Raw genomic sequence first — 9,524 nt, forward strand, 5'->3', positions numbered from 1 at the left:
GCGGGCGGCGCGGCTGCGACACGCGCACGGCGTTGGCGCGCGCGGCGTCCAGAAGGATCGGCACTTCCGGGCCGACGCCGATAAACAAGGTGGCCTCGATCTGGTAATCGATGACCTGGGCGGCCTGCACGCTCAAGCGGTCGCCCAGGGGGCGCACGTCCTCGGCGTTGAGCGCGCGCGCCACGGTGGCCAGCAGCGCGGCGTCGGCGATGCCGGTGTCATTGTTGGCCAGCACCGTGACGATGATGTGCGCCGGCGCGGGGCTGGTGGCGCTCGCGTCCTTGACGCGGCCGTCGCTGCTGCGGGCGTGGAATTCATACGACGCTTTCGGGCCGGCGACGGACAGGCCATCGGGCGCTTCCTGGATGCGCAGGCGGTAGGCGTCGTTGTCTTCCATGACAGCGGCCACGGGCGGCAGGGCGTTCGGATTGGCCGGCGTGATGACCAGGCGCGCCACGTTGACGTTGGCGCCCAGTTGATCGAGGTCGCCATCGAGGGCGAACGCCAGCATGACGGCCTTGCCGGCCTCGTTGACGCGGTTGCGCAGGATGGTTTCTTGATAGCTGTTCTCTTCCAGCAGCTTGGTGGCCGGTTCCGATTCCAGCTCCAGCAGGGCCGTGACGGCCGCGCGCTCGGCTTCCGGCAGCAGGCTGACCAGGTGCGCCTTGCGTGTGGCGAGAATGGTTTCGAAGTCTAGCACTTCCACCACGCTCGGTGCCGGCAACTGGGTCAGGTCGATGGGCGTGCTCATACGGCGCCGCCTTGCTTGACGGGCACGGACAGGGTGATGCCCTGGCCATTGGCCGTGCCATCGAGCAGCAGCGCGATGGCGTCGTCTGTGTCGCGCGTGAGCTGTACGCTGGCGAGCTGCAAACGCGGTTCCCAGCGGCGCAAGGCAAAGGCGGTGGCCGCGTAGATGCGCAACTGCGTGGCGCTGTTCAGGGGCTGGTCGATCAGTTCGGGCACTTCGGAGCCATAGCGCCGGCGACGGATGCGCGAGCCGATGGGCGTGGTGAGAATGTCGGTCACGGACTGGCGCAGGTGGCCCAGGCCCGTCAGGCTGCGCCCGGTGGCGGCGTGCATGCCCATCATGATTGCGGCCCGCCCGACTGATCGCCACCGGCCTTGACGCCGCCGTGCGGGTGCTTGAGCAAGCTGATGGCGCCGGCCTGCACGTCGTCGCTGGCCTTGACAGTGCCTTGCACGGCCATGGCCACGCCGCCAGCGGCGCCGGCCTTGGCGTTCACGCCGCCGTTCAGCGCGGTTGCGCCGTTCACGGTGGCCGCTTGCATGACGATCAGGTTTTTCATGACGGTCAGGTCGCCCGTGCAGATAGTGCTGGGCGCGTTCGACGTGACCTTGTCGGCGGTGATGGTGGCGGTGCCGCCGGGTAGGGTGGCCGTCAGGGTATGGGCCGCATGGTCGTATTGCACCACGGCGCCGTCGGGGTAATGCGTGGTGTGGATGCTGTCGCTGGACTCGGGCGCGTCAAACGCCTGCGAGTACAGCGCCGGCAGGATGATGCCGCGCGTTAGGTCGCCGCCCGGGGAAAAGACAATCACCTGCTCGCCCACGGTGGGCGCAGACCAGGTGCGCGTGCTGCCTGCGCGGCACGTGGCCCATTTCAGCCATTCGGTGGTGAGTGTCGGCCCGAGCTTGACGCGCGCCTTGGCCCCGTTGACCTCGGCGATGGTGCCCAGGCGGATCAGGTTTTGCAGCAAGCGGAGGAGGTCGGACAGGTCGGCGTTCATGCAGTGCATGTTGCCGAAGTCCGCGTGCGGATGCACGCGGGAGCGGGTTGATAAGCAAGTTAATGACTATGTACAGCACTGCAGCTACAACGCAAAAATGGAAGTTAATATCTAATTAAAGAGTTGAAAGCTGAAGTTGAATCCCTCTTTTTCTTTTGTGGATATGCAAACCCCGTTAAATTTTACGTCAGTAGTTAGGAGATTTTCCGGCCCATACATTTCATTTTCGTCAACATATTCATGTTTTGCATCTGGCATTTCTACTGGCGGAAAAGTTGCGCCAGAAAATAGAGCGAAATTGTAGTAAAAGTATCGACCAGGATGGCCGAAGAAGCGCTCGTAGGATAAGCAGTAGAATTTCGAACTGAAATCCTTATTCATTTCTATTGGTGAATTTATTTCTCCATTTTCACGTACATCCTCAAATGTTGATGATCCTAACGTTAAGTCAAATGGAAATATTTTCAGACGGTTAGGCCATCGCATCTTTAGGGATACTATTGCGACACTTTCTATGATTTCATTATTGTAATTGACTTGTAGCAGAACGTTCTCAAAACGGTAGGCGGCACTCTCTTGCTCAATCCTATGTGGGTGTCCTAGGAGTTCAATTACTTTCTCTTTGGGAACATAGGGACCTATTATTTCCAAAATATTTGAGTGCGCCAATTCATATCCAAATTTTGGTGGCCACCATTTTTTTTTGAAGAACAGAAATGCATCTTTAATTGGGGCTATCAATCTAGGGAGAAGGGAAATCGGATCCATTTTTTTGAGTCTCTATAGTGATTTTTCTATGTGGGTTTAAATTGTAACGTATTCGATCTTCACTCTCATATGGATTGATGTAGTTTTTAGCGTGTTACCCTGCCCCTATGTGTTTCAGCAAGGATTCACATATTAACGTCCGATCCGGCTCACTTAAGCCTAATAGCGGCCGTTCTGGGTACTTGTAGGCGGGGCCTTTTTGGGTTACGCGTTCTTGCCGGCCAAACTGATGCACATGCGCCACGCGCGCCACCCATCCAAAGAACCCGACCTCGATCTGGTCGCCGGTCGCCTTCACCTTTAGGTGTTTTGCAGTACGAATCTTTGCGAACATGGCCGCCTTCTGCCGCTTGATGCGCCCATTCTTCCCCTTGAATTCCTTGCGTCGCTTGCGCGCTGGATAGGCCGCGCCATCCGGTCCCTGCTGCACCTTGATGCGCTGCGCCTGGCTGCGGCGCAGGTCGATGGCCACTTTGTGATTGATAGTGCGGCGCTGGGCCGGCTGCAGCTTGGCCAGCAGGGCGCCGGCCCAGGCTTCCAACGCTTGCAGGTCGTCACTCATGCTGTCGCCTCGGGCGTGCGCCATTCGGCCAGCAGGGTGTCGCCGTCATACAGCTTCCAGAACTCGTCTGCGTAGGCGGGCATGTGCTGTATCTCGGCCAGGTGCTTGATATCGAGGCGGCCCGCCTCGCCGGCCTTGACGGCCACGCGCTCGGTCAGGTCCAGCTTGATCGAAATGTCGACCGTTTCATGGTTATTAAAATCCACCTCGAAGGCGATGCCATGCTTGCGCGTTTCCTCGTTGGCCATCAGGTCGAGCTGGTGCACTTTCAGCCAGGCGATCAGGGCCACCATGATGGCGTCGGCGTCGCCCGCGTAGTCGGTCACGATCAGGTTGAGCTTGAAGCGGTATTCGAAGGAGAGGGAGGCGGTGGCCGATGCCACCACGTTGCCCTCGTCGGCGAAGACCAGCAGGCGGTCGGGGTCGCGCTGCAGATCGGGGATGGCGGCGGCCAGGTGCTGGCGCAGGCTATTCGGTTTGTACATGGTAGGTGTCTCGCACGGTGTTGTAGGTGTCGATGCAGGCATTCAGCTGGCGGGTGGCGTCGTCGCCGTCGCCGGCAATGGCGTTAAGAGCTGCCGCAGTCGCTGGGTCAAGTTCGGCGCGCGCTTCGTGCTGATGGCCTGCGGCAGCGGTGGTATCTGCAGTGGCGGCGCACTGGCCGCTGGCAACGGGGATTGACAGGCGCACAGCGCCGCTGCGCACATCAAGGCTGAAACGGTCGCGTTCAGTTTTCGCATGGGATTGCTCCTGGGTGAGGTGGTCGGCGCGCAGCATTAGGGCGGCGCCGGCCGCGCGCTCCAGGGTGAGCACGCGGGCGGTGGTCTGGGCCAGTGCGGTGGCGGCGCTGGTCTTGCTGGTGGCCGCCTGCCGCTGCAGCTCGGCGATGGCGGCATCCTTGCGCCAGCCCTGCGCGGTCCAGCCCGCGATGGCGCCGCACAGGAGAACAGCGGCCAGCGGGCGCCAGGTGGTCACGGTCACATGGCCACCCGTTCCTTGATCCAGCCGAACAGAAAACGGCGCTGGGTCTTGTTGGCTTCGGTGATGTCCAGGTAGCGCGCCGCCTGCAGGCCGTTCAGGGCGCGCAGTAGCACGGCGGCGCCATCCTGGCCGCGCCATGTCAGGAAGGCGGCGAGCGCGCCCAGCGACTGCGCGCCCAGGCGGCCGTCGACGAACAGGGCGGGGTAGCGCGCACCCGTGTCGTTGAAACCGTTTAGCCAGCGCTGCAGGAATTCGGCCGCGCGGTGCGGTCCCATGTTTACGCCCGTGTCGATCACTTCGGCGCCGATGCCGGCATGGATGGCCAGCACCTGGTCGAACTTCGGTTCCGTGATGTAGCGGGCCGTGTAGATGGCGCGGGCCACCGTCACGGGCAGTTCACGCATCGGCCCCGTGTAGCCGTTGGCGCGGGCCACGGCCACGGTGACGCCGAAATTGGTTTCGCCGCCTTTGTCTTGCGGGTCGTTCACATAGCCGCCTTCGGCGCGCAGGATGGCGTCGATGACGCGTGCGATCAGTGGATTGTCGGTGCTGGCCATCAGTGTTCCTTCGCGTCTTTGACCAACTCGGCGATGTCCTTGTCGCTGCGGCGCTGGAACCACAGGGCCACCGCGCGCGATACCCACCAGCCGGGGGCGCCGACGATCAGGTCGATGGCGGAGGCGTTGACCATGGCGCCGATGGCAGGGAGCTGGGCGCACAACAGTTGATACACCGTGCCGCCCAGCAGGCACGAGAACACGCCCGCGCAGGCCAGGCGGGCGACGAATTCGCCCTTGTTGAATGTGCCGTCAGCATTCAAGGGCGGCAGCACGATGTACAGCATGGCCGCGCCGACCATGCCCAGCGCCGCCTTGAAGCCGTACAGTTTGACCAGAGTGGCGAAACCACCAAACGATTCTGCGGACATTGCTTGTTTCTCCATGATGAGGCTAAGTAGATGTGTTGTTAAAAAAGTTAATCCCATAGCTGCACGATGTCCGTGGCCTGGCCCGTGCTGGGCGCCGGCTCGGGCAGGGTGACGACCAGGCCGGCCGGCAGCACGGCGCCGTGGCGCGCCAGCGCTGGATTCATTTCCAGGGTTTGCTCGACGTATCCCGCGCCGTCGCCCAGGTAGCGCCACACCAGGGCGTCTACCGTGTCGTGCTGCTGCGTGCGCACCTGCATCAGATCAATTCCACGGTCAGGTGCGTGCGGCCGACGATATCGGCGATGGCCCATTGCGCATTGCGCCGCTGCGCGCCGGGCGCCTCGTCGAGCCACTCCATGCTTTTCTTGTCGCTGACGGAAGTGGCCGTGCTGTCGTAGTCGCGGTAACGCTCGATCAGATCGGCTTTCGCCGTGCTGTAGACGGCACGCCGGTACTGCGCCAGCAAGCGGGACTCGCGGTTGATGCGCGTGGCCGGCACGTCGACCAGGGCGGCAATACCGGCTGCGGCCTGCTTGCCCTGCCAGTCGGCCAGCTCGCGGTTGACGTGCAGGATGGCATCGACCACGGCTTGCACCAGGCGCGCGTCGGTGACGGTGCCATCCAGGCGCATGGCGTCGCGCATATCTGCCAGGGCTATGTCGGGAAACCAGCCGTCGTTCTCGATGATGCCAGGGACAGACGCTGGCGGCGCGGGGGCGGTGCCGGGCGGGCTTGACGGGGGCAGGGCCATGAAGGACATACGGGGCGCTTTCAAAAATGGGCGGTGGACGGGGTTCATCAGGTCAAAGGGTTGGCCAGAATCCCCCCGTGCCGCCGTGCTGCGGGGGATGCTCTTTACTTGGCGTCGGCCGCGCGCTTGATGCGCCGTTCCAGCCGTTCCATATCTTTCTTGACGCCGCACGCTTCCGACAGGGCGCGGGCGCGCTTTAAATGACCCATGGCGTTTTCCGCTTGCGCCAGCAGCGCCGGGGCGATATCCGTGTCGTCCGCCTGATCGAGCACGGCGATCATGGCTAGGCCGATGGCCTTGTGCAGCTTGGCGCGCGCCTGGTCGGGTGCATCGCTGGCGGCCGTCAACTGTTCCACCTGGCCCAGCACTTGGGCGGCGTGCTGCGGATCGCTGGCCAGCTTGCCGTGCAAGTAGCCTTCGGCAAACTCGTCCAGCATCAGCGTGGCAATGTCGCGGCTGTAAGTCTCGGGCAGGGTGAACTTGTGCGCCAGGGCGTAGGCGGCCATGACCAGGGCGCGCTCGTACTCGCCCGTGTCGATGTGCCACACCAGCAGGGTGGCGAATACGTCATCCTGTGCGCCCTTGCCGCCAGCCAGCACGCCGTCGATCCATTGCGCATAGTCGGGCAGCATGGTGGCCTTGACCTCGATCTTGCGTTCCACCGACTGAATGGACTTCAGGCGCCGGCGGTCATCGGACAGCTTGTAGAGCATCATTTCGTAGGCCGTGCCGGTGGTGACGCCCTGCGGCTCGGCGGCGCCGGCCGTGCGCTCGGCCAGCATGCGCGCGCGGTGGCGCAGGGCGGGGGATTGGTTCGCCATTATTTGTCTTTCAGCTCGATGTTTTCCACCAGCGCGGCCAGGCCCAGGTCTTCGATCACGTAGGCGTCGTTCGACGACTCGTAATTCTCGATGCGGTCGCGCTTGGGCACGTCCTCGACGCGGCGGCGGCGCGCGCCTTCCTGGAAGTAGATCGACAGATTGTCGAAACGCGTGATGAGGATGGCGTTGTCCGGAAAGTAAGGCACGCGCGCCGCCGGCAAGCCGCCGATGCGTTTCTGGCTGATGATGATGTCGGCCGCCAGGGTTTCCGTCGGCGCCTGCTTGGTGTTCACCAGCGGGAAGTATTTATCGTTCAGCAGCTTGCGCCCGACGATGGCCACCAGGTTGGTGTCTTCCTGATACCACGGGTCCAGCAGGTTGACGGCATCGGTGACGGCCGCGTCGAGGTTGGCATAGTCCGCATCGGCCGCGTCGCCGATGATGACCTTGCCCGGCATGCCGCTGGCCACCAGGCCCAGCACGCGCTCGGGCGCCAGCTCGCGCAGGTGCTGCAGCCAGCCCTTGTTGACGTCCTGCAGCAGCGGATTGGCATCTAGATCGGTGTCGGCCATGGCTTTCACGCCGTTAAAACCGATGACGATGCGGTCCAGCGCCTGGCGCGTCAAAATGGCATTGGCCACGCGCGATTGAAAATCGGGGAACTTTGCCCAGGCATCCAGCTTGGCATAGTTCAAATGCGTGTCGAAGTTCGTTTGCTCGCAGCGGTATTTGGTGCCGTCCAGGGTGGACAGGTCGCGCGTCTTGCGTTCCTTGTCCTTGGTGTTGGTGCGGCCGGCAATCGGGCCGGATACGCCCAGGCCCAGCTTTTCGCCTTCCTGTTCGGTCACGCCGATGATGTTCACTTTCGACAGGAACTCGCTCGATTCCTGCATCTTCGTTTCCAGCTTTTGCTGCACGCTGGGCGTGACGCTGAACGTCTTGGCCACGTTGTCCGTGTCGTTCAGTTGGCCCAGGCGGGTTTCATATTGGCCAAAGACCTGGCGCGTTTGCTTTTTCATGTATTGGTGCTCCGTTGTTGAATGGGGTGTCGTGGATGGCGCGGGCGCTTAAAACTCGGTCTGCACGGCGCCGTCGTTGCCGGTAGCGGCCGGGCGGCGCGGGCCGTTGCCGGGCGCTTCGTCCATCTGCGCCTTGAAGGCGGCCAGCTCGTCCTGCGTGGCCTTCAATGCCTTTTCGGTTTTCTCCAGGCGCGTCATGGCGTCCGCGTAGTTATCGTTGGCGGTGACGACGTGGCCGGCCAGCGCCTGCACGGCTTCGCTGATGTCGGCGAACTGCGCGGCGTCGGCGCCGGATTTATTGGAGAAGCGCGACAGCAGGTTTTTCACGGCGTCGGCCAGCTTGGTGCCCTGCGGCTCTTCAAATTCCAGCGTCACCTCGACGGCGGACGTGAACAGGTTGGCGCTTTGCTGCTTGCGGCTGGCGGAGAATTTCAGAGCATCGGTGCCCAGGCTGGCGGGGCTGTCGGTGACGCCCAGGCCGACCAGGTAGGGCTGCGACGAGTCGGCAAAGTCGGGCTGAATTTCCAGACTGGTGTACAGCTTCTGTTTCGCCTTGTTGATGGCCACCAGCTCCGGCGTGGGTTCGATCTGCGCGAACAGGGCCAGTTTCTTGCCGCTGTCGGTATCCACTTCCTCGGCCTTCACGGCGATCACGTCGCCGTAGGCTTTGAACTGGCTGTCGGGCAGGATGCCCCGGATGTGTTCCAGCCAGATGCGGGCGCCGTAGGTTTTCGGGTTGTAGGTGGCGGCGATCTGCTCGATGGTGGCGCGGTCGATGTTGCGGCCGTCCGTGGTGGCGCCTTCGGTGGCGACGCGGAAGAATTGGGATTTAGGCATGGTGGCGTGTCTCGGTTGATCGGATAACGCCATGGTCAACGTCTTGGCGCTGCGATTCAATGCGGTGCGGGTTGCTATGGGCCATAGCGACTTTTGCCTTTCCCCGCTCCGCGCGCGCGCGGCCTACGCTGGCGGCATGCTGACAATCGAGAAAACTAGCGAACAAACCACCGACGAGAAAATCGCCGAACTGGCCGTGCCCGAATCCGAGCCACGCCGCGCCGCGCGCGCCCTGTACTGGAAGGGCTGGCGCATTTCGTCCATTGCGCGCCACTTGGGGATCAAGCGCAGCACCATCAACAGCTGGAAGCTGCGCGACGAATGGGACAAGGCGCAGGCCATCGAGCACGTCGAGGCAGCGGCCGAGCTGCGCCTGGTGAAACTGATCGAAAAAGAGGTCAAGAGCGGCAGCGACTACAAGGAAATCGATCTGCTGATGCGCGCTATCGTGCAGGCGGCGCGCGTACGCCGCTACGAGCAGCCGGGCGGCAACGAGGTGGACCTCAATCCCAAGCTGGCGAACCGCAATGCCGGCCCGAAGAAGAAGCCGACCCGCAACGACTTCAGCGAAGAACAGAAAATCCAGCTGCTCGACGCCTTCCAGGACTCGCTTTTCGACTATCAAAAGGTCTGGTATCGCAACGGCGACCAGCGCACGCGCGCCATTTTGAAGTCGCGCCAGATCGGCGCCACCTGGTACTTCGCGCGCGAGGCGCTGGCCGACGCCATGGAAACGGGGCGCAATCAAATCTTCCTGTCCGCCTCCAAGTCGCAAGCCCACGTCTTCAAGCAATACATCGTGCAATTCGCCCGCGAGGCAGCGGGCATCGAGTTGACGGGCGACCCCATCGTGCTGCCGAACGGCGCGCACCTGTACTTCCTGGGCACCAATGCGCGCACGGCGCAGGGCTACCACGGCAATTTTTACTTTGACGAATTTTTCTGGACGCAGAATTTCCAGGAACTCAACAAGGTGGCCTCGGGCATGGCCATCCACAAGAAGTGGCGCAAGACGTATTTTTCAACGCCATCATCGACCACGCACCAGGCTTACCCGTTCTGGACGGGCGAGCTGTTCAACAAGCGCCGCGCCAAGGCGGACCAGG

15 protein-coding genes are annotated in these 9,524 nt (G+C 62.6%); 1 reads left to right on the forward strand and 14 read right to left on the reverse strand.

Annotation, left to right across the window (positions count from 1 at the left end; all coding sequences use genetic code 11):
* The 14 genes from AC54AF_RS26270 to AC54AF_RS26335 all read right to left on the reverse strand — a co-directional run.
* The coding region (locus tag AC54AF_RS26270) for a baseplate assembly protein (protein WP_496638923.1) at positions 1 to 751 on the reverse strand (751 nt) is incomplete at its 3' end.
* On the reverse strand, positions 748 to 1,092 hold the full coding sequence (locus AC54AF_RS26275; RefSeq protein WP_496638924.1) for a GPW/gp25 family protein: 345 nt from the start codon (positions 1,090 to 1,092) through the stop codon (positions 748 to 750). The genes AC54AF_RS26275 and AC54AF_RS26270, both read right to left, overlap by 4 nt.
* On the reverse strand, positions 1,089 to 1,760 hold the full coding sequence (locus AC54AF_RS26280) for a phage baseplate assembly protein V (protein WP_496638925.1): 672 nt from the start codon (positions 1,758 to 1,760) through the stop codon (positions 1,089 to 1,091). The genes AC54AF_RS26275 and AC54AF_RS26280 overlap by 4 nt, the downstream gene beginning before the upstream one ends.
* A gap of 102 nt (positions 1,761 to 1,862) precedes the next feature.
* Positions 1,863 to 2,519 (reverse strand): hypothetical protein, encoded by a 657-nt coding sequence (locus tag AC54AF_RS26285; protein WP_496638926.1) that lies wholly within the window; start codon positions 2,517 to 2,519, stop codon positions 1,863 to 1,865.
* Positions 2,520 to 2,613: 94 nt separating this feature from the next.
* Positions 2,614 to 3,081 (reverse strand): phage virion morphogenesis protein, encoded by a 468-nt coding sequence (locus AC54AF_RS26290; protein WP_496638927.1) that lies wholly within the window; start codon positions 3,079 to 3,081, stop codon positions 2,614 to 2,616.
* Positions 3,078 to 3,566, reverse strand: a complete 489-nt coding sequence (locus AC54AF_RS26295; RefSeq protein ID WP_289912091.1) for a phage tail protein — start codon at positions 3,564 to 3,566, stop codon at positions 3,078 to 3,080. Before AC54AF_RS26295 ends, AC54AF_RS26290 begins: the two co-directional genes overlap by 4 nt.
* Positions 3,550 to 4,062: a lysis system i-spanin subunit Rz gene (locus AC54AF_RS26300; protein WP_496638928.1), complete on the reverse strand. Its 513-nt coding sequence runs from the start codon at positions 4,060 to 4,062 to the stop codon at positions 3,550 to 3,552. The genes AC54AF_RS26295 and AC54AF_RS26300 overlap by 17 nt, the downstream gene beginning before the upstream one ends.
* The gene (locus AC54AF_RS26305) at positions 4,059 to 4,619 is read right to left on the reverse strand and encodes a glycoside hydrolase family 108 protein (protein WP_496638929.1); all 561 of its coding nucleotides are present in this window, start codon (positions 4,617 to 4,619) and stop codon (positions 4,059 to 4,061) included. Before AC54AF_RS26305 ends, AC54AF_RS26300 begins: the two co-directional genes overlap by 4 nt.
* On the reverse strand, positions 4,619 to 4,990 hold the full coding sequence (locus AC54AF_RS26310) for a hypothetical protein (protein WP_070224671.1): 372 nt from the start codon (positions 4,988 to 4,990) through the stop codon (positions 4,619 to 4,621). The genes AC54AF_RS26305 and AC54AF_RS26310 overlap by 1 nt, the downstream gene beginning before the upstream one ends.
* Positions 4,991 to 5,037: 47 nt before the next feature.
* Positions 5,038 to 5,247 carry a tail protein X gene (locus tag AC54AF_RS26315; RefSeq protein ID WP_496638930.1) on the reverse strand — a complete coding sequence of 70 codons (210 nt, stop codon included), beginning with the start codon at positions 5,245 to 5,247 and terminating at the stop codon, positions 5,038 to 5,040.
* Complete coding sequence (locus AC54AF_RS26320) at positions 5,247 to 5,750, reverse strand: head completion/stabilization protein (protein ID WP_496638931.1); 504 nt, start codon at positions 5,748 to 5,750, stop codon at positions 5,247 to 5,249. The genes AC54AF_RS26315 and AC54AF_RS26320 overlap by 1 nt, the downstream gene beginning before the upstream one ends.
* A gap of 95 nt (positions 5,751 to 5,845) precedes the next feature.
* Complete coding sequence (gpM, locus tag AC54AF_RS26325; protein ID WP_496638932.1) at positions 5,846 to 6,562, reverse strand: phage terminase small subunit; 717 nt, start codon at positions 6,560 to 6,562, stop codon at positions 5,846 to 5,848.
* A complete protein-coding gene (locus AC54AF_RS26330; protein ID WP_496638933.1) occupies positions 6,562 to 7,581 on the reverse strand; it encodes a phage major capsid protein, P2 family in 1,020 nt (339 codons plus the stop codon). Before AC54AF_RS26330 ends, gpM begins: the two co-directional genes overlap by 1 nt.
* Positions 7,582 to 7,629: 48 nt before the next feature.
* Positions 7,630 to 8,418: a GPO family capsid scaffolding protein gene (locus AC54AF_RS26335; RefSeq protein ID WP_496638934.1), complete on the reverse strand. Its 789-nt coding sequence runs from the start codon at positions 8,416 to 8,418 to the stop codon at positions 7,630 to 7,632.
* Between the two features lie 136 nt (positions 8,419 to 8,554).
* On the opposite strand from AC54AF_RS26335, the gene AC54AF_RS26340 reads away from it, so the two are divergent.
* The coding region (locus AC54AF_RS26340) for a terminase large subunit domain-containing protein (protein WP_496638935.1) at positions 8,555 to 9,524 on the forward strand (970 nt) is incomplete at its 3' end.

The sequence above is a fragment of the Janthinobacterium sp. JF4 genome (assembly GCF_059617925.1).